General features: G+C 73.4%; 14 protein-coding genes and 1 pseudogene. 9 read left to right on the plus strand and 6 right to left on the minus strand.

The window, feature by feature from the left end:
• Positions 1-101: 101 nt before the first annotated feature.
• The 5 genes from QQK22_RS02545 (at position 102) to QQK22_RS02565 (ending at position 4,426) form a co-directional block, all read left to right on the plus strand.
• On the plus strand, positions 102-1,040 hold the full coding sequence (locus QQK22_RS02545; RefSeq protein ID WP_284249152.1) for a Bax inhibitor-1/YccA family protein: 939 nt from the start codon (positions 102-104) through the stop codon (positions 1,038-1,040).
• 98 nt (positions 1,041-1,138) lie between these two features.
• Positions 1,139-1,897: a YitT family protein gene (locus tag QQK22_RS02550; RefSeq protein WP_284249153.1), complete on the plus strand. Its 759-nt coding sequence runs from the start codon at positions 1,139-1,141 to the stop codon at positions 1,895-1,897.
• A 10-nt stretch (positions 1,898-1,907) separates the two neighbouring features.
• Entirely contained in the window at positions 1,908-2,891 is a 984-nt protein-coding gene (locus QQK22_RS02555; protein ID WP_284249154.1) for an acetylxylan esterase, read from the plus strand.
• 53 nt (positions 2,892-2,944) lie between these two features.
• Positions 2,945-3,346, plus strand: coding sequence for an FKBP-type peptidyl-prolyl cis-trans isomerase (locus QQK22_RS02560; RefSeq protein WP_284249155.1), 402 nt, complete (start codon positions 2,945-2,947; stop codon positions 3,344-3,346).
• Between the two features lie 6 nt (positions 3,347-3,352).
• Positions 3,353-4,426 (plus strand): PHP domain-containing protein, encoded by a 1,074-nt coding sequence (locus QQK22_RS02565; protein ID WP_284249156.1) that lies wholly within the window; start codon positions 3,353-3,355, stop codon positions 4,424-4,426.
• Between the two features lie 232 nt (positions 4,427-4,658).
• Here QQK22_RS02565 and QQK22_RS02570 read toward each other — a convergent pair whose 3' ends face one another.
• Together QQK22_RS02570 and QQK22_RS02575 are read right to left on the minus strand one after the other, a co-directional pair.
• On the minus strand, positions 4,659-5,042 hold the full coding sequence (locus tag QQK22_RS02570) for a hypothetical protein (RefSeq protein WP_284249158.1): 384 nt from the start codon (positions 5,040-5,042) through the stop codon (positions 4,659-4,661).
• Positions 5,043-5,256: 214 nt separating this feature from the next.
• Complete coding sequence (locus tag QQK22_RS02575; protein WP_431310121.1) at positions 5,257-6,114, minus strand: CPBP family intramembrane glutamic endopeptidase; 858 nt, start codon at positions 6,112-6,114, stop codon at positions 5,257-5,259.
• 288 nt (positions 6,115-6,402) lie between these two features.
• Between QQK22_RS02575 and QQK22_RS02580 the strand changes: the two genes are divergently transcribed.
• The gene (locus tag QQK22_RS02580; protein ID WP_284252505.1) at positions 6,403-8,862 is read left to right on the plus strand and encodes a glycogen/starch/alpha-glucan phosphorylase; all 2,460 of its coding nucleotides are present in this window, start codon (positions 6,403-6,405) and stop codon (positions 8,860-8,862) included.
• A gap of 144 nt (positions 8,863-9,006) precedes the next feature.
• Here QQK22_RS02580 and QQK22_RS02585 read toward each other — a convergent pair whose 3' ends face one another.
• From QQK22_RS02585 to msrA, 3 genes are read right to left on the minus strand one after another with little or no spacing between them, the layout of a single operon-like run.
• Entirely contained in the window at positions 9,007-9,807 is an 801-nt protein-coding gene (locus QQK22_RS02585) for an esterase/lipase family protein (RefSeq protein ID WP_284249161.1), read from the minus strand.
• Between the two features lie 3 nt (positions 9,808-9,810).
• The gene (locus QQK22_RS02590; protein WP_284249163.1) at positions 9,811-10,788 is read right to left on the minus strand and encodes an alpha/beta fold hydrolase; all 978 of its coding nucleotides are present in this window, start codon (positions 10,786-10,788) and stop codon (positions 9,811-9,813) included.
• A gap of 44 nt (positions 10,789-10,832) precedes the next feature.
• The gene (gene msrA / locus QQK22_RS02595; protein WP_284249165.1) at positions 10,833-11,471 is read right to left on the minus strand and encodes a peptide-methionine (S)-S-oxide reductase MsrA; all 639 of its coding nucleotides are present in this window, start codon (positions 11,469-11,471) and stop codon (positions 10,833-10,835) included.
• A gap of 84 nt (positions 11,472-11,555) precedes the next feature.
• Between msrA and ilvA the strand changes: the two genes are divergently transcribed.
• Positions 11,556-12,785, plus strand: coding sequence for a threonine ammonia-lyase (gene ilvA / locus QQK22_RS02600; RefSeq protein ID WP_284249166.1), 1,230 nt, complete (start codon positions 11,556-11,558; stop codon positions 12,783-12,785).
• 93 nt (positions 12,786-12,878) lie between these two features.
• On the opposite strand, the pseudogene greA reads toward ilvA, so the two are convergent.
• Positions 12,879-13,357 (minus strand): annotated as a pseudogene (gene greA / locus QQK22_RS02605) (transcription elongation factor GreA).
• A gap of 363 nt (positions 13,358-13,720) precedes the next feature.
• Between greA and QQK22_RS02610 the strand changes: the two are divergent.
• Both QQK22_RS02610 and QQK22_RS02615 read left to right on the plus strand, forming a co-directional pair.
• The gene (locus QQK22_RS02610) at positions 13,721-17,836 is read left to right on the plus strand and encodes a DUF2341 domain-containing protein (RefSeq protein WP_284249168.1); all 4,116 of its coding nucleotides are present in this window, start codon (positions 13,721-13,723) and stop codon (positions 17,834-17,836) included.
• The gene (locus tag QQK22_RS02615; RefSeq protein WP_284249170.1) at positions 17,794-19,959 is read left to right on the plus strand and encodes a metallophosphoesterase; all 2,166 of its coding nucleotides are present in this window, start codon (positions 17,794-17,796) and stop codon (positions 19,957-19,959) included. The genes QQK22_RS02610 and QQK22_RS02615 overlap by 43 nt, the downstream gene beginning before the upstream one ends.
• Positions 19,960-20,067: the final 108 nt, after the last annotated feature.

Below are 20,067 nucleotides of genomic sequence, written 5' to 3' on the forward strand. Positions count from 1 at the left end.
ATGGCGGGCACCCGGGGCGTTGACCCTGGTGTCGCCATCCGTGGTGGCAGAACGACCCGTTCGACCCGCCGCATCCCTGCCCACCTCCGAGGAGCGCTCGCGTGAGCAACCCGTACTTCAGCAACGACCCCTACTTCGGGGAGAGCGAGAAGGCGCGCAAGCAGCGCGCCGCGCTCGGCGTCCCGTCGGTGCCGCAGGCCCCCCAGGGCCAGGGCTACCAGGGCGGCGCCTACGGCCAGCAGGCCTACGGCACGCCCTCGGGCACGGCCACCATGCCGCCCGCCCCGGTCTCCGACAACCTCGAGCACGCCTACCGCATGCCGGCGGCCTCCGCCGTGCAGACCGGTCGGATGACCTACGACGACGTCATCATGAAGACGGCCACCGTGCTCGGCACGATCATCCTGTTCGGAGCGTTCAACTGGTTCGGCCCGGCCGCGATCGGGATGCCGGGGCTGCAGATGCCGCTGCTGTTCATCGGCGCCATCGGCGGTTTCGTCCTGGGTCTCGTCAACGCGTTCAAGCGCGAGCCGGCGCCGGCGCTGATCCTGGCCTACGCCGCGCTGCAGGGCCTGTTCATGGGCGGCATCAGCTTCATCTTCGAGGCCCAGTGGTCCGGCATCGTGCTGCAGGCGCTGCTCGCGACCGTGGCGACGTTCACGGCCGTGCTCCTGCTCTTCAGGAGCGGGAAGGTCCGCAACACGCCGAAGTTCCAGCGCATCGTCATGGTGTCGCTCATCGGGTACGCCATCTTCTCGCTGGTGAACCTGGTCCTGATGTGGACCGGTGTGATGGAGAACGCCTGGGGCATCCGCGGTGTCGAGGTCATGGGTATCCCGCTCGGCGTCCTCATCGGTGTCGCCGCCGTGGTGCTCGCCGCCGCGACGCTCGTCATCGACTTCGACGGCATCCAGAAGGGTGTCCAGCGCGGCGCCCCGGCGCGCTACGCCTGGTCGGCCGCGTTCGGCCTCGCCGTCACGCTGGTCTGGATGTACCTCGAGTTCCTGCGTCTCCTCGCGATCCTGCGCGGCGACAACTGATCTCCCGCCCGGGCTCGTCCCGGGTGCACAGCTGAACGGCCGGTCCCCGCGGGGGCCGGCCGTTCGTCGTCCCCGGGACCGGGTGGGATCCTTGGGCCATGCCCACCGCACACCCCGACCCGGCCACCACCCCCGGCCCGGTCGACCCCACCACGAGCGCACCGACCGGTCCGACCGACCCGGCGGGCGCCACCGACCCCACCCAGCCGACCCCGCGCTCGAGCGCGTCGCCCTACGCCGAGTCCGGCGCCGTCCTGCGGCACAGCCGCACCGAGGACGTCTTCGGCCTCCTCACCGGCGCGTTCATCGCCTCGCTCGGTCTGAGCCTCCTGCAGGCCGTCGACGCCGTCACGGGCGGCACCGCCGGCCTCGCCCTCCTGCTCAGCTACGCGACACCGGTCCCGTTCGGGATCCTCTTCTTCGCCGTCAACCTGCCGTTCTTCCTCCTCGCCGTGCGCGCCAAGGGCTGGGCGTTCACGCTCCGCAGCGCCGCCGCGGTGGCGCTCGCGGCCGCGCTGGCCTCGCTGCACCCGTTCGGCCGGCTCGCGGACGGCGCGGGGCTCGCGCTGGACCCCGTCTACGCGATCGTCACCGGCAACCTGCTGGCCGGCGTCGGGCTGCTCATCCTGTTCCGGCACCGCGCCAGCCTCGGCGGGTTCAACATCCTGGCCCTCACGCTCCAGGAGCGGCTCGGGTGGAGCGCGGGACTCGTGCAGATGGGGCTCGACGTCGCCGTCGTCCTCCTCGCCCTCACGGTGGTCGCACCGGTGACGGTGCTGCTGTCGGCGGCGGGCGCCGTCGTCCTCAGCCTGGTGCTCGTCCTCAACCACAAGCCGGGGCGGTACCTCGGCACCTAGGCTGGCGGCCGTGGCCCACTTCGACCTCCCGCAGGACCAGCTCGCCCGCTACCGACCGGAGCTCGACGTCCCCGACGACCTCGACGACTTCTGGACGCGCACGCTGGACGAGGCGCGGTCCTTCGACCTCGACGTCTCGCTCGTGCGGGTGGAGACGGGCCTGACCGCGGTGGACGTCTACGACGTCACCTTCTCGGGCTTCGGCGGCCACCGGATCAAGGCGTGGTTCGTGCGACCCGCCGGTGACGCCGTCGTCCCGGCCGTGGTGGAGTACCTCGGCTACGGCGGCGGTCGCGGCCTCCCGCACGAGCGCCTGGCGTGGGCGGCGGCCGGGTACGGGCACCTCGTGATGGACACGCGCGGGCAGGGCTCCGGGTGGGGGACGGGCGGGTCGACGCCGGACCCGGCGCCCGCGGGGCAGGGAGTCGGCGGGTTCATGACCCGCGGGATCGAGGATCCGCACGAGCACTACTACCGGCGCCTGTACACCGACGGGGTGCGGGCGGTCGACGCCGTGCGGGCGATCCCCGGCGTCGACCCGGCGCGCGTGGCGGTCACCGGGGTCTCCCAGGGCGGGGCGGTGACGCTGGCCGTCGCCGGGCTCGCGGACGGACTCGTGGCCGCGATGCCCGACGTGCCCTTCATGTGCCACCTGCCGCGCGCCGTCGTGCTCACCGACTCCTACCCCTACCGCGAGGTGGCCGACTACCTGCGCACGCACCGCGACGCCGAGGCGCGCACGATGCGCACGCTGTCCTACGTCGACGCCGCGATCCTCGCGCGGACCGCGACGGCGCCCGGGCTGTTCTCGGCCGCGCTGATGGACCTCACGTGCCCGCCGTCGACGGTGTTCGCGGCGTTCCACCACTACGGGCACCCGGCCGGCAGCGACATCGACGTGCTCCGCTTCAACGGGCACGAGGGCGGGGAGGGTCTGCGCTGGCCGCGGCAGCGGGCGTTCCTGGCCGAGCTGCTGGCCGACCCGCTGCGCTGAGGCCGGGCGCAACTACGCTGGAGCGGCAATCGTCACCGCTCGAAAGGCACACCATGTCGCAGCTCCCCTCCGCCTCCGGCTCGTTCGGCGACAAGCCGGTCCTCGAGTTCCCCGACGGCGGAGCCCCCGCCGAGCTCGCCGTCGCCGTCCTGGAGCAGGGCACGGGCGAGGAGGTCCAGGCCGGCCAGTCGATCGACGTGAACTACTACGGCCAGGTCTGGAACGGCCGGATGTTCGACAACTCCTACGACCGCGGGTCCTCCATCCAGTTCCCGATCGGCGTCGGAGCCGTCATCGCCGGGTGGGACGACGCGCTCGTGGGTAAGCAGATCGGCTCCCGCGTGCTCGTCTCGATCCCGCCGCACCTGGGCTACGGCGAGCGCGGCATGCCCGCCGCGGGTATCGGCGGCACGGACACGCTGGTGTTCGTCGTCGACATCCTCGGCGCGCGCTGATCAACCGTGGCTGACGCCCCGGGCCGCTCGGCGGCCGGCGCGATCGACGCGCTGCGCGAGATCGCGTTCTGGCGCGAGCGCGCCCGGGTCGACACCCACCGCGTCAAGGCCTACCGGCGGGCCGCCGACGCCGTCGAGGCGCTGCCGCCCGAGCGGGTCGCCGAGCTCGGCACGACCGTGACGGCCTGGACGCGGATCCCGGACGTCGGTGCGTCCACCGCGAAGGCGATCGTCGCCGCCATCGGTGGCACCGTTCCCGAGGCGCTCGCGAAGGCGCGTTCGGAGGCGACGCCCACGCTCGATCCCGACGACGAGGCCGGGGCCGCCCTGTTCGCCCACGCCCGCGGAGACCTGCACATGCACACGACCGCGTCCGACGGCGGCAGCCCGATGGGCGAGATGGTGCGGGTGGCGGCGCGGCTGGGGCGCGAGTACGTCGCCGTCTCCGACCACTCGCCCCGCCTGCGGGTGGCGAACGGGCTCAGCCCCGAGCGGCTGCGGGCGCAGATCGAGCAGGTGGCGGAGCTGAACGCGGCGCTCGCGGACGAGGGTGTCGGGATCCGGGTGCTGACGGCGATCGAGGTCGACATCCTCGAGGACGGCGGGCTCGACCAGGAGCCCGAGCTGCTCGAGGAGCTCGACGTCGTGGTGGGGTCGGTGCACTCGGAGCTGCGCATGGAGTCCGCGGCGATGACGCGGCGGATGGTGCGCGCCGTCGCTGACCCGCACCTCGACGTGCTCGGGCACTGCACCGGGCGGCTGGTGGAGGGTGCGCGGGGGACGCGACCGCCGTCGACGTTCGAGGCCGAGATCGTGTTCGAGGCGTGCCGCGAGTACGGCACCGCGGTCGAGATCAACGCCCGGCCCGAGCGGCGCGACCCGCCCGAGGACCTCATCGACCTCGCGCTGGAGGCTGACTGCCTCTTCTCGATCGACTCCGACTCGCACGCCCCGGGGCAGCTCGACTGGCTCGCTCTCGGGTACTCGCGGGCGGCGGCGCGCGGGGTGCCGGCCGAGCGCATCATCACGACGTGGCCGGTCGAGGACCTGCTGCGCTGGACGCGCACGCGCGAGCGCTGACGCCGACGCCGACGCCGCCGGGCTCGTCCGCGCCCCCGCGGTCGACCTCGGCCGCCTCGGACGGCTCACCTCGACCGGTAGCCTCCTCGGCCCCTCGCTCACAGCGGCTGAGCCCTCGCCGACAGCGGCTGGTGGCGGAGCGCCCGACGGGGCCCCGGCTCTCACCTGCGGTGATGCAGCGCCGGCGGCGTCGGCACCGCCACCAGCCGCTGTGAGCGAGACGCAGCCGCTGTCAGCGAGGACGCGGACAGCGCGGGTCGAGCCGGTCGGCACGCCCCTCGCCCACGACGGCAAGGCCCTCGCCCACGACGGCGACACCCTCGCCCACGACGGCGAGACGGCCGGTCGGGGTCGGCTCATCGCTGTGACCTGCGGCGATGCTGCGGGAGCCGTCGTGAGCGTTCCGGAACGCCGTCGTAGGCGAGGGCGTCGCCGTCGTGGGCGAGGGCATTGCCGTTGTCAGCGAGGGGATCGCCGTCGTCAGCGAGGGCCGCGCCGTGGTGGGCGAGGGCGTCGCCGTGGTGGGCGAGGGGATCGCCGTCGTCAGCGAGGGGCGCAGGCGGATCCTGCCGCGGCGTTCGAGGTCGAGCTCCGACCGCCCGGCCCCCTCGCTCACAGCGGCTGCGTCTCGCTCGGAGCGGCTGCTGGCGAGGTGATCGCCGGCTTTCCGGCTCTGACCTGCGTCGATGTCGGGTCTGCCGTGTCGGCACGACCACCAGCCGCTGTCAGCGAGACGCAGCCGCTGTCAGCGAGGGCACGGCCGAGGTCACCCGACCGGTCAGGGCGGACAGGACGCCGGCGACGCGGCACCCGGCTGCCTCATCGCCCGGCTACCGCGGCGAGGTGATGAAGATGTCGAACAGGTGCGGGTTGTGGGCGTGCACCAGCACCATGAACACGACGGCGTCGAACAGCAGGTGCACCGTCACCACGTACGCGAGCGACTTCGTCAGCGCGAACGTCCACCCCTGCACGAGCGCGAACGGGATCGTCAGCAGCGGCCCCCACGAGCGGTACCCGAGCTCCCACAGGAACGCGACGAACACCACGGCCTGCATCACGTTCGCGAGCCACAGCGGCACGTGCCGCCGGTACAGCGCGAACACGACGCACACGAAGAACAGCTCGTCCCAGATGCCCACGGCGTTGACGCCGACGAACAGTCGCCCGATCTCGTCGGCCGTCGAGATCGCCGGCCAGTTCTCGTACGCCCCGGACCCGAGGAAGTAGGCGGGCAGGATCAGGTAGCCCGCCACCACGACCACGACCAGGTACGCCCACGCGCCCTTCGACCACCGCTGCCGCGTCCGCAGCGGGTAGGTCACCGCGTCGGGCGCCACGAACCGCCGCGCCAGCAGCGCCGGCACCACCGCGGCGAAGCCGAGCACGACGGCGAAGCGTGCGATCCCCGCGTCGCTCAGGTCCGCCTCGAGCGAGATCGCCGAGAGCGCAACGAGCGCCAGGGCCACGATCGCGAGCGTCCGGGCCAGCACCCGGTCGACCACGACGGCGAGCCCCACCCCCGCCGCCAGGACCGCGTACCCCAGCGGTCGCTCGAGCAGGACCAGGAGCACGACCGCGCTGCCGCTGACCAGCCCCATCGACACGACACCCCACGCCGAGGTCGGGGTGACCGGTCCGCGGGGGAGGTCGGGGCTGATCACAGAGCTGTCGGGGCGGGCCGGCATCCGCCCAGTCTGCCGGACGCGTCCCGCGTCCGGTTCGTCCGGTCGGGCAGGTCGGCCGGTCGGGTCGGTCGTGCAGGTCGGCCGGGTGGGTCGGTGGGCCGCGTCGTCCGCCCTGCGCCTGCAAGCCCTTGCGCAAATTTTCGGTAACGACCCTGTCTCACCACCCCGATCGGGCTGTCGGCCGGCATCCGAGTCGCTACGGTGACTGTCGTGACCGAGACGAGCACCCCCGTGTCCGAGACCGCCCCCGACGCCACGCCGTCGGCGCCTCCCGCCCCCACGCACCCGCTGGCCCTCGCGACCGTCACGGCGCCGCCGACGTCGGTCGACGGCTTCGTGCGCGAGTTCCTGCGCGAGCTGAACTTCGGCCAGGGTGTCTCGCTGCAGGCGTCCACCGTCAACGACCAGTACCTCGCGCTCGCGCGCACCGTGCGCCACTACCTCATGGCCCGCTGGTCGGAGACGCTGCGCCGTCAGCGCGAGACGCAGTCCAAGGGTGTGGCCTACCTGTCCGCCGAGTACCTGCTCGGGCGCCAGCTCGGCAACGCCCTCCTGGCCACGGACCTCACCGAGATCGTGGCCGACGGTCTGTCCCAGTGCGGGATCGAGCTGGCCGACCTGCGCGCCCAGGAGGTCGAGCCCGGCCTCGGCAACGGCGGCCTGGGCCGTCTCGCGGCGTGCTTCATCGACTCCCTCGCCACCATGAGCGTGCCGTGCATCGGCTACGGCATCCGCTACGAGTACGGCATCTTCCGCCAGACGTTCGTCGAGGGCCGCCAGGTCGAGCAGCCGGACTCGTGGCTCGCGCTCGGCGCGCCGTGGGAGTTCCCGCACCCCGAGAACGCGCGTCGCATCTCCTTCGGCGGCAGCGTCGCCGACCACACGGACGACGACGGCGTCGTCCGCCGCCGCTGGACCCCCGCCTGGGACGTCAACGCGCTCCCGTACAACTACATGGTCCCCGGTTACCGCAACGGCCGCGTGAACACGCTGCGACTGTGGCGCGCGCAGGCCACGGACGCGTTCGACCTCAAGATCTTCAACTCGGGCGACTACGAGGAGGCCGTGCGCGCGCAGACCTTCGCGGAGAACATCTCCAAGGTCCTCTACCCCGAGGACTCCACCCCGCAGGGCAAGGAGCTGCGGCTGCAGCAGCAGTACTTCTTCGTCGCCGCCTCGATCGGTGACTTCATCGACCAGCAGCTGCCCGAGGACTTCGACCTCGCGCAGCTGCCCGAGCGCATCATCTTCCAGCTGAACGACACCCACCCCGTCATCGGCGTGCCCGAGCTCATGCGCGTGCTCGTGGACGAGAAGCGGCTGGAGTGGGGCGCGGCCTGGGAGATCACGAAGAAGTGCTTCGCCTACACGTGCCACACCTTGCTGCCCGAGGCGCTCGAGGTCTGGTCGGTCGACCTGCTCGGCCGGCTGCTGCCGCGCCACCTCGAGATCATCTACCGGATCAACGAGGAGTTCCTCGCGGAGGTCCGCGAGCGCTTCGGCGACGACGAGCTCCGGATCCGCCGGATGTCGATCATCGCCGAGCACCCCGAGCGCTCGGTCCGCATGGCCTACCTCGCCACGGTCGCGGGCGCCAAGGTCAACGGCGTCGCCGAGCTGCACAGCCAGCTGCTGCGGGACAAGGTGCTGCCCGACTTCCACGAGTTCTACCCGGGCAAGTTCACGAACGTCACCAACGGCATCACGCCGCGCCGCTTCGTGCGGCTGGCCAACCCGTCGCTGTCCGAGCTCATCACCGACACCATCGGCGTCGGTTGGCTGACCGACCTCGAGCGGCTGCGCGGGCTCGAGCCGTTCGCCGAGGACGAGGAGTTCCGCGCGCGCTTCCGCGCGGTCAAGGCCGGCAACAAGCGCCGCCTCGACGCGGTGCTGCGCGAGCGCGACGGCGTGGGCGTGCACGACGACCACCTGCTCGACGTCATGGTCAAGCGCCTGCACGAGTACAAGCGCCAGTCGCTCAAGCTCCTGCACATCGTCACGACCTACGACAAGATCGTCTCCGGCGAGGTCGACGTCGCGGACGTCACCCCGCGCACCGTCATCTTCGGCGCCAAGGCCGCGCCCGGCTACAAGATGGCGAAGGAGATCATCCACCTCATCAACGCGGTGGGGGAGACGGTCAACAACGACCCGCGCGTGCAGGACCGGCTCAAGGTGATCTTCCCGCCGAACTACAACGTGACGCTCGCGGAGAAGGTCATCCCCGCGGCCGACCTGTCGGAGCAGATCTCGCTCGCGGGGAAGGAGGCGTCCGGCACCGGGAACATGAAGTTCGCGCTCAACGGCGCCCTGACGATCGGCACGGACGACGGCGCGAACGTCGAGATCCGCCAGCTCGTCGGCGACGACAACTTCTTCCTGTTCGGCATGCTCGAGCCCGAGGTCGAGGATCTGCAGACCCGCGGCTACGTGCCGAGCTCGTTCTACGAGGCGGACGCCGACCTGCGCCGTGCGATCGACCTCATCGCCTCCGGCGCGTTCTCGGGCGGCGACCGCGCCACCTTCGAGCCGGTCGTGTCCAACCTGCTCTACGAGGACCGCTTCATGGTGCTCGCGGACTACGCCGCGTACATCGAGGCGCAGGCGGCGGTCGACGCCGCCTACGCCGACACCGAGCGGTGGACGCGCGCGGCGATCCTCAACGTTGCGCGCTCGGGCTTCTTCTCCTCCGACCGCTCGATGCGCGACTACATCGACCGCATCTGGGCCACGCCGCCGTCGTTCTGACCGACGCGTCCCGTCGTGAGGTGTCGCGGTCCCGTCGTGAGGTGTGGCGGGATCCGCCGCGCACCCGCGCGTCCCTGACCAGCGGATACGGTCAACGACGTCGTGCGAGCACCCCGCCGGACCTCACGGCGGGACCCGCACACCTCACGACGGGACGGCCGCCCCGCCCGTGGTGAGGCGGCCGACGGCGTCGCGCACCTCCGCGCGCACGCGCGGGTGGTCGACGATCCGGAAGTGCCCGACGGCGTCGACCCGCACGTTGTGCGCCCCCGGCAGCTCGCTGCCGCCCGGGATGTGCGGGTCGAAGGCGGCGTAGATCGAGGTGATACGGGCGTCGACGTCGTGGCGCCGCCCGAGCGAGCCGATGTGCGGATCGCGGTCGCTGAGCCCGCGCACGCCCGCCCCGGGGAACCAGCGCGCGTGTCGGGAGCCCGCGAACGGTGTCGCGATCGCGACCATGCCGCGCACGCGCGGTCCGAGCGGTCCCAGCATGAGGGCCTTGCCGATGAGGCCGCCCTTGGAGTGGGCGAGGATCACGAGCTCGCCGGATCCGGTCTCGCGCAGCTGACGCGCCACGATGCGCGCCGAGACCCGCAGCGCCCGCAGGTTCGCCCCCAGCCCGGGCACGACGACGATCGGGTGCCCCGCCTCGTTCAGGTCACGCGCGATGCGCCCCAGGGCGTGCCAGGACTCGTAGATCCCGGGCAGCACCAGCACCGGCGTGCGCGACCCGGCGGCGAACGCTCGCGGCGGCGCGGGGCGCACCAGGGCCCGAACCTGGGTCCACAGGATGTGCCGGTAGTCGTCCAGCCAGCCGACGGCGCGGCGCAGCAGGCCCGGCCCCCGTCCGACCGCACGTCGGTGACGCCCGCCGGATCCGCCACGGCCGTCAGGTTCGTCGACGTCCCTGTGGCGATCGGGACGCCGGCCGCGCTCGCGCACCACGCCTCAGCGGTGAGCCGGGTCCGAGGCCGGGGCGTCGGCGGCCGCGTCATCGACCTCGTCAGCGACCTCCTGCGCCACCTGGCGCGCGTCCTCGACCGTCCCGACCGCGAGGCCGTCCGGTTCGGCGGCGGGGCCGCGACCGTCGAGCCGGGCGCCGTCGACCGCGTCGCCGCGGGCGTGCGCGAGCACGAGGACGCCGACCTCGGCGAAGTGCTCGTAGACGACGGCGTGCGAGGCGCCCTCGATCACCGCGTGCGCACCGCGGGGGCACGCGGCGGCCAGGCTGGTGGTCCAGTCCTGCGGAGCCACGTGGTCCCACGTCCCGCGCAGCACGAGGGTGCGGGCGCGCAGCGAGCGGACCTTCTCCTCGATCGGGTAGTTCAGCAGCGCCGGCAGGACTCGCAGGACCCAGTGCGGCCCGCACCGCAGGTACCCCGCGATCGCGGCGCGCCGGGTGCCGAAGGACTCGTGCAGCGAGCTCTGGGCGAGCCGGAGGACCTGACGCATCGGGCTGCGCTCCGAGGCGTTGACCGGGGGCCCGATGAGCACCGCTCGTGTGGCCAGGTCGGGGTGGCGCACGAGCGTCTCGACGACGACCTGGGCACCCATCGAGTGCCCCACCAGCACGGGGTCCGTCAGCCCCTCGGAGCGGACCCACGCCGCCACGACCTCCGCGAACCCGTCGATACCGAGGGGGTGGCCACCGTGGGGGACGCCGTCGAACCCTGGCAGGTCCAGGAGGTGGACCGTTCCCTCGCGCGCGAGGGCGGCGGCCAGCGGCTCGAAGTAGGAGGACGAGACCCCCAGCCCATGCAGGAGCACGAACGTCGGCCGCGGTACCGCCCCGCCCGACGGCGGCCGCTGGTCGGCGTCGTCGACCCGCATCCGCCACACGCGCAGGAACTCGCCCCGGACGCGGCGGCGCTGGATCCGGATGTCGAGCCCGTTCGGGGCGAGCTTGGCGCGGTCGAGTCGGGGCACCCCGGCAGGCTACCGGCGCGCGCGCCGCACGCGGCCCCGCGTCCTCAGAACGTCACGCCCGTGGCGTGCACCGGGCAGTAGCCGTTCGGGTTCGCCACCAGGTACTGCTGGTGGTAGCCCTCGGCGTACCAGAACTCCCCGGCCTCGCTCGCGGGCCGCGCGTCGGTCGCGATCGCGCCGTAGCCCGCCTGCGTCAGGCGCGGCTGGTACGCCTCGCGCGAGCGCTCGTAGGCCTCGCCCTGCTCCGGCGTGGTCCAGAAGAACGCCGAGCGGTACTGCGTGCCGCGGTCGTTGCCCTGGCGGTGCACCTGCGTGGGGTCGTGCTGCGTCCAGAACACCTGCAGCAGCTGCTCGGTGCTGACCACGGCCGGGTCGTAGGCGACCATCACGGTTTCGGTGTGGCCGGTTCGACCGGTGCACGTCTCCTCGTAGGTGGGGTTCGGGGTGAACCCGCCCATGTAGCCCACCGCGGTCGTCACGACGCCGGGGATCTGCCAGAAGTGCTTCTCCTCGCCCCAGAAGCACCCCATCGCGACGTAGAGCACCTGCGTGCCCTCGGGCCAGGGGCCGCGCAGCGGGGTGCCGAGCACGCGGTGCGTGCCGGGCACGGAGAACGCGGGCTCGGTGCGTCCGGGCAGCGCCTGCGACGCCGTCACCATCTCGGGGGCCTGCTTGAAGAACATGGGAGCTCCTTTCGCCACCAGGCACAACGCCCGCGGCGCGCGAGGTGTTCCGGCGCAGGGGCCCCCGGGTGGCAGGCTGGTGTCGTGACCGGCCAGCCCCTCGTGCAGCGCGACGACGTCCTCGCGGCCCGCGAGATCCTTGCGGACCTCCTCCACCGCACCCCCGTGGAGAGCAGCGACGCATTCTCGGACATCGCCGGAGCGCCGGTGCGGATGAAGTGCGAACACCTGCAGCGCACCGGGTCGTTCAAGGTGCGCGGTGCACTCGTGCGCCTGGCGCGCCTGAGCGAGGACGAGCGACGGCGGGGCGTCGTCGCGGCCAGCGCCGGCAACCACGCCCAGGGCGTGGCGTGGGCGGCCCGGCGGCTGGGGATCGACGCCGTCGTGCACATGCCCGCCGACGCCGCGATCCCCAAGGTCGAGGCCACGCGCTCCTACGGCGCGCGCGTCGTGCTCGGGGGCGACCGCGTCGAGGACGCGCTCGCGCGCGCGAAGCTCGAGGCGCAGCAGGAGGGCCGCACCTTCATCCACCCGTTCGACCACCCCGACGTCGTTGCGGGCCAGGGCACGGTGGGTCTCGAGATCATGGAGCAGGTGCCCGACGTCGGCACGATCCTCGTGCCCACGGGCGGCGGCGGTCTCGTGGCCGGGATCGCGGCGGCGGTGCCCGACGACGTCCGCGTCGTCGCCGTGCAGGCCGAGCGCGCCTCGGCGTACGCGACCTCGATCGCGCGGGGCGAGCCGGTCGCCGTCGCCACCACCCGCACGATGGCCGACGGGATCGCCGTCGCGCGCCCGGGGGACGTGCCGTTCGGGGTGCTGGCCGCCCGGGGGACCCGCGTGCTCACCGTCAGCGAGGACGACCTCTCGCGGGCCGTGCTGTCGCTGGCGGAGCGTGCGAAGCAGGTGGTGGAACCGGCGGGCGCCGCCGGGATCGCGGCGCTCATCGCGCACCGCGGCGCGGCGCTCGCGGAGGTCGTGGACCCCGGGCGCCCGGTGGTGGCGGTGCTCTCGGGCGGCAACGTCGACCCGATCGTGCTGCGCAAGGTGTTCCGTCACGGCATGTCGGCCGCGGGGCGCTACCTGCACCTGCGCTGCCGGCTCTCGGACCGGCCCGGGAGCCTCGTGGAGCTGCTGGGGGCGATCGCGCAGGTGCACGCCGACGTCGTCACGATCGGGCACGTCCGCACGGGCGCCGATCTGGGGGTGGACGAGACCGCCGTCGACATCGAGGTGGTCACCAAGGGGTCGCAGCACAGCCGCGAGGTCGTGGAGCACGTGCGGGCGGCGGGGTACGTGCCGATCGAGCGCTGAGGCGACGTCGATCCCCCCGGGGCCGGGGCCGGGGACGACGACGGCGGCCGACCCCGCAGGGCCGGCCGCCGTCGGTCGGTGATGACGTGGGGCTCAGCCGTGGAACGGCTTCGCCTCCTTGATCGTCACCGTGATCTCGACGTCCTTGGGCGTGGTGTAGCTGGTCTTCTCGCCGACCTTCTTCCCGTTGATCGCCGCGCCGAGCAGCGAGGAGGGGAGTAGACGTCGAGGTCGGTGTCGCCGCCGACCTCGCGCGAGCCGAACAGGAACGTCATGTCCTCGCCGCCGACGTCGGCCGTGACGACCATGCCGGGCTCGACGACGCCGTCGTCCTCCGGGACCTCGCCGACCTCGGCCGTGCGCAGCAGCTCCGTGAGCTGGCGGATCCGGCCCTCGGCCTTGCCCTGCTCCTCGCGCGCGGCGTGGTAGCCGCCGTTCTCCTTGAGGTCGCCCTCGGAGCGCGCCTGCTCGATGCGCTCCGTGATCTCGGTGCGACCGGGGCCGGTGAGGTGGTCGAGCTCGGCCTTCAGGCGGTCGTAGGCCTCCTGCGTGAGCCAGGTGGTGTCGGGCACGGTGTTCTCCTAGGTGCGTGATGTCGTGCACCCGCACGGGACGTGGCCACGGGGAGTCCGGGGCCGGGCGGCGGGTGCGAGACGCGGACCGACGTGTCGTGATGACACGATCGCCGCCCCCGAGCGGGAACGGCGAAACGACCAGTGTAGTGCGGATCGGTCGTTCGCGGGTGGTCGGGAGGGAAGCACGGTCGGTGCGGGTACCGGGGCCCGACCGGGTCGACGGCCCGTCGCGTGCGTGTCACCGGGAGGTCGACCGGTGTTGGCCCGGTGCTCGTCTCCGCCCTGTCGGATGTGGGGGCGCGCACCGCCCGCCTCCGTCGCCGGCGCGCGCCCCTGGACGACGGACTCGCGAGAGCAGACATGACACCCTCACCCCCACCCGCCCGACGCCCCGCCCGCGCCCTCAGCCTCGTGCTGGGCGGAGCGCTCCTCGCCACCACCGGGCTGGTCGACACGGCGTCGGCCGCCCCCGAGGCCGCCCCCGCCGCGGCCCCCACGATCCCCGGCACGACCGGCGACGGCTCGCCGGCCGCGCCCTACCTCCTCGACTCGGCGGCGGACCTCGCCGCCGTCGCTGACGCGGTCAACACCGCGCCGCAGGACTACGCCGCGGCCTCCTACCGGTTGAGCGCCGACATCGCGCTCGACGGCGCCGCCTTCGTCGGTCTCGACACGTTCCGCGGGGAGTTCGACGGCGCGGGTCACACGATCAGCGACCTCACCTACGCGCCGAGCACGGCCGGGCACGCGCGCTCGCGGTCGCTGGCGTTCTTCCGCGAGCTGACCGACGCCACGGTCCGCGACCTCACGCTCGAGGGCGTCACGGCCGTCACCGACTCCAGCGCGGACCGTGACTGGGCGGCCGGTCTCGCCCTCGTGACCGCACGCTCGAGCATCACGGGCAGCGCCGTCGTCGACGCCGAGATCGGCGCTCCACAGGGCGAGAAGGCGGCCGGTCTGGTGGCCGAGATGGACGGCGGTCTCGTGCAGGGCAGCTGGGTCGAGGCCACCGTCACGGCCCGCCGCATGCCGGGCGGTGTCGCCGCGTACACGAAGAACGGCGCCCGCATCACCGAGAACCTCGTCGCGGCCGACCTCACCGTGGGCAACCCCGGCGGCACGCGCGGCGACAACGCCGGGATGGTCGTGTCCTACCCCGGCAACCCGGGCAACGACTCGCGCTTCACCGCGAACGTGGTGCGCGACGGCGCGATCACCTACGGCGGCACCGTCGACGGCTTCGCCGGACGCGTCGTGGGCTACACGGCGCTGGCGGGGTGGAGCGCCGCGAGCAACCTCGCCGCCTCCGACATCACGATCGGCGGCGCCCCCGTCGCCGGTCCGGGCACGCGCGACCAGCACGGCACCGACGCCACGACGCAGGAGCTCGCCGACCCCGCGACGTACTCCGACCTGGGCTGGGACCTCGAGGGCCGCTGGCGCTGGGACGAGGAGCGGGGCCACCCGGTCCCCGCCGCCGCGTCGTTCGGTGGTGAGTCGCCCAACCGCATCACGACGACGTTCCACGGCGACACCTCGACCGGCCGCGCCTTCACCTGGTACTCCTCGCTCCCCGGGGAGCACACCGTCCACGTGAGCGCGGACCGCGCGTTCCCCGCCGGTGCCGCGACGCGCGAGTTCCCCGCGACCGCCGGCACCAGCAGGAACGGCGAGACCGTCCTGCGGGCGGTCGCGACCGACCTCGAGCCCGGGCGGGAGTACTTCTACCGGGTCGGCGAGGCCACTGCGGAGGTCTGGAGCGACGTCGGCACGTTCACGACCGCGCCGGGTGAGGGCGACTTCTCGTTCGTCGCGCTGACCGACACCGACGCGGGCGACCAGGCCGGCGCCGAGCGCGGGGCCGGGACGATGGCGGCGGCGCTCGCCGCCGTCCCCGACGCGGCGTTCCTCGTCCACAGCGGCGACCTCGTCGGCGCCGGGGACCGCGAGCAGGCCTGGAGCGAGCTCCTGGACGAGGCGCGCCCGAGCCTCACCAGCACGACCCTCGCACCGGCCGCCGGCGGGAACGAGGCCGCGAGCGGTGCCTTCCGCGACCACTTCACGCTGGAGACACCCGCCGACCAGGACGACGCACGCGGCTCCGCCTACTCCTTCGGCTACAACGGCGCGCACGTCATGGTGCTGAACACGAACGACGACCCGCGGTCCGCGGCGGACGGCGGGCAGCTCGTGACCGACGCGCAGCTCGCGTGGCTGCGCCGGGACGCCGCGGCGGCCCGCGAGGCCGGCGCGCAGTGGCTGATCCTCTCGATGCACCGGGGCGCGTACTCCACGGGTGCGCGCACCGACGCCGCGGAGACCCTCGCGCTGCGCCGCGCCCTCATGCCCGTGGTCGCGGAGGTCGGGATCGACCTGGTGCTCCAGGGCGAGGACCACGTGATGACGCGGACCGAGGTCCTGCGTCACGACCCCGCCGGCGTCGAGCAGGCCGCGGCCGTGCCCACCACCTCCTACACCGAGATCGTCGGAGGCAAGCGGATCGAGTGGGACGTCGACCCCGACGGCACGATCTTCCTCACGCCGCAGACCGCGGGCGCCGCCCCGGCGGACCAGAAGCTCGCGCGGGACGTGAGCGCGTTCGACCTCGAGTCCTACCTGCAGCTGTTCGACCGCACGGGTCCCGCCAACTCGCAGTGGCGCGACACCCGCAACTTCGCCGGGGTGACGGTGACCGACGACGAGCTGCGCGTGGACCTCTACGACGTGCGGGGCGCGAGCGGGAGCCCGCGCATCTTCGAGAGCTTCGGCATCGACCGCGCCCTGCCGCCGGTCGAGGACGCGATCGCGGCGCTCCCGGCGGCGGCCGAGCTCACGGCCGGCGACGCCGACACCGTGCGCGAGGTGAGCGACCTCGTCGCGGGCCTGCGGCCGGCCCAGCGCGCGGCGCTCGCGGGCGGACCGGCGCTGCGCGCCGCGGAGGCCCGGGTGCGTGAGCTCACCGGCGTGGTCGAGCCCGACGGCGGCGTGCTGGCGTGGGCGAAGGCGGACGCCACCCACCGCCAGCCGGTCACGGTGCACAACGACACGTCGGGCACGTTCCGCGACCACCCCGTGCAGGTCCGCCTCGCCGACACGCCGGACGTGCCGGCCGGCTCGCTCGCCGTCGTGGACGCCACGGGCGCGCCGCTCGCTGTCGAGGTCGAGAGCTGGAACCCCGGCGGCACGTCGACGGTGTGGGTCCGCGTACCCGAGCTGCCGGCGTCGTCCGCGACGACGGTGTGGGCCTACCTCGGTGGCGCCGAGACCGACGCCGACCCCGCCGACGTCTGGGAGGGCGACTACGAGCTCGTGGAGCACTTCGCGCAGCCGATGGCGGCGGGGGAGTCGCGCGTCGACTCCACCGGACGGGCGACGGGCACGCTCACGGGCGCCGACCTGCGCACCGACGTCTCCGACCGGGGGACGGGCGAGGCCGCGTTCGCCGGCTCCCGCCTCGCCTACCCGGGCGACGTGGGCGGTGACCTCGACCGCATCAGCATCAGCGGGCTGGTCCGGGTGACGCAGGACGACCTCGCGGCCCTGACGGGCAACGCCCCGATGATCGCGAAGGAGAGCGCCTCCGGTGCCGGCCGCACCACGTTCTGGCAGGGGGTTGTGCAGGCCCAGGGCCAGCTCGGTGCGCGCCTGGCCGGCAACAGCTACGAGTTCGACGACACCGACATCAGCACGCGCCACGACCTGGCCGCCGACGGCGAGCCCCGGCTGATCACGCAGGTCTACGACGGCATGACCTACGCCGTCTTCGTCGACGGCGTGGAGGTGCACAGCCGGTTCCTCGAGTACCGCACGACGTTCGGCGACCACCGCGTGCGCACCACGATCGGCGACTACGACACCGACGACGGCGCGCTCCACTCGCCCTTCCACGGCACGATCGACGAGGTCCAGATCGCCTCCGTCGCGTTCACGCCGGAGCTGGAGGCGTTCCGGTATGCGAACTACCTCGGCGACGCCGTCGTGGTGGGCGAGCGCACCGCGCGCGAGGGTGAGGGCGTGAGCGTCGCCGTCGCCGGCCCGCGCGCCGGCACGGAGGTGGAGGCCGGCCTCGTCGAGGTGACCGGCACGCTGACGCAGCGCGCCGACGTCACGGCCGTCGTCGCGGGCGAGGAGGTGCTGACCCGGGAGGTGGACGCCGGGCCGTTCGCGCTCGAGGTGCCCGTGGACGCCACCGGCGAGGTGACCGTGGAGCTGGTGGCGACGTCGGGCGCCACGTCCGGCACGGCCGCCCTCCCGCTGGTCGTCTCCGACACCGTCGCCCCCCAGCAGCCCGAGGTCGCCGACACGGCCGAGGGCGACGTCCCGGTCGACGGCCAGGTCGTGCTGAGCGCGACCCCGCGCACCGACAGCCGCGAGCGCGTCGACGTGACGTTCCACGCGGGGAGCTCCTCACGCTGGACGCGAGCACCGCCGTCGTGCGCGAGGGATCGACCACGGACCGCACCCCCGCGGCGCTGACCCCGACCTCGGGCACGGTGGTCGAGGAGCTGCTGCCGACCACGGTCGCCCGCGCCGAGAACCCGTTCCAGATCCACGAGATCACCCTGACGCCCGAGCAGGCCGCGCAGGAGCGGTTCCACCTGGCCTGGGAGGGGACGGGCGACGAGCGCCGCGTGTCGGCCCACGTGTGGGACCACGACGCCGGGGCCTGGGTCCTCAAGGACTCCGGGGCTGACGCTGCGGGCGGCACGGTCGCGCTCGACGTCGAGGCGCTGCGCTCGGAGGGCGCCGTCTCGCCCGAGGGCACGCTGCACCTGCTGGTGTGGCGCGGGCTGACGTCCGAACCGTTCGGCGAGGACCACCGCTACGAGGCCGACCCCGATCCTGCGGACTTCGACTTCTCCATGGAGCACGTGCCCGACACGCAGCTCTACGCCCAGGCGACCCCGCAGATGTTCACCGACCAGATGTCGTGGGTGGTCGAGCGGGCGCAGGAGCGGAGGACGGCGATGGTGGTGCACGCCGGTGACCTGGTCAACCGCAAGTACCTGTCGCAGGAGTACCAGTGGCAGGGCGCGGAGGACGCGATGGGCCTGCTGGACGACGCGGAGATCCCCTACCTCGTCTCGTGGGGCAACCACGACTACGAGAACGACCGCAACAACCGCGTGATGCTGCAGCGGTACTACCCCGCGCAGCGGTTCGCCGACAGCCTCGAGGGTTCGCCCTGGACGTTCGGCGGCAGCCACGGCGTCGACGCCCTGCAGGACAACTACTTCTACACGGCCGACCTCGACGGCGCGAAGGTCCTGCTCCTGACGGTCGGCTTCTTCTCGGCCGACAACCCCGACGACCCGGGCCTGGCCTGGGCCGAGGAGGTCATCCGCTCCCACCCCGAGCACGCCGTGATCCTCGCGATCCACCAGTCGGTGGACACGGGGGCGAACCGGTGGGCGAACGAGAACGTCACGAGCCGCCTGATCGACCCGCACAGCAACGTCCGGCTCGTGCTCGGCGGGCACATCACGGGCACGGGCGTCGCCCACCGCCCGGGAGCGGACGGGGCACCGGTGTACGGCATCCTCACCGACTACCAGGGCCGCACCTACGGCGGTCAGCAGTTCCTGCGCTCGCTGGCCTTCGACACCGAGAACGGGCTGCTGCACGCCAGCACCTACTCGCCCTACCTGGACGCCCGCACGTCCGACGGCCCGTGGCGCCAGGAGATCCCGGCCGGCGCCATCCCCGGCTTCCACGGCTCCGACAGCGAGAACTTCGTGCTCGAGCTGGACCTCGGGGTCGACGACGAGCGCACGCTCGCGACCTCGGCCCTCACCGTCGCGGCGGGGGAGAGCACCGTCGTCGGGCCGGTGCAGGCCGCCGTCGGGGCGGAGCGGGTCGAGGCCGTGCTCGGTGACCTCGAGCCCGGCCGCTCCTACGGCTGGTACGTCGAGGTGCGCGACGGCGCGGGGCACGTCACGCGCAGCCCCGTCTCGCCCGTCACCACGGCGCCGTCGGACGTCTCCTCACCGTTCGTCGACGTCCCGGTGGACTCGCTGTTCTTCCCCGAGATCGCGTGGCTGTTCGAGCACGGCATCTCCCGCGGCTGGGTGGCCGCGGACGGGACCCGGGAGTTCCGCCCGGTGACCCCGATCGCGCGGGACGCGATGGCGGCGTTCCTGTTCCGCCTGGCGGAGGTGGCGGGTCAGGTGGAGGGCTACGTCGCGCCGACCACCTCGCCGTTCTCCGACGTCGGGGTCGACGACGAGTTCTACACCGAGATCGCCTGGCTCCACGCGGAGGGGATCGCCACGGGGTGGGACGCCGGGGACGGCACGGCGCAGTTCCGTCCGCTCGCACCGATCGGGCGGGACGCGATGGCGGCCTTCCTGTACCGGATGGCCGGCGAGCCGTCGCACACCGCACCCGCCACGTCGCCGTTCACCGACGTGACCCCGAGCACGCAGTTCTACGACGAGATCACGTGGCTCGTGGACGAGGGCATCGCGACGGGCTGGGTCGGCAACGACGGTACCGCGCAGTACCAGCCGGTGGCGCCGATCAACCGCGACGCGATGGCGGCGTTCCTGCAGCGCTACGTCGCCGCCGGCCACGCGGACGGGGGTGCGCAGGAGGGCTGAGGCCGGCCTAACGGTCGCCGGCCGGAGCGGCCGGCCCGATCGCGGCACCGCCCCCGGGACGAGCGTCCCGGGGGCGGTGCCGGGCGTGGTGGGTGTCCGGCGCGTGCG

The organism is Litorihabitans aurantiacus (assembly GCF_030161595.1).
Lineage (GTDB): Bacteria > Actinomycetota > Actinomycetes > Actinomycetales > Beutenbergiaceae > Litorihabitans > Litorihabitans aurantiacus.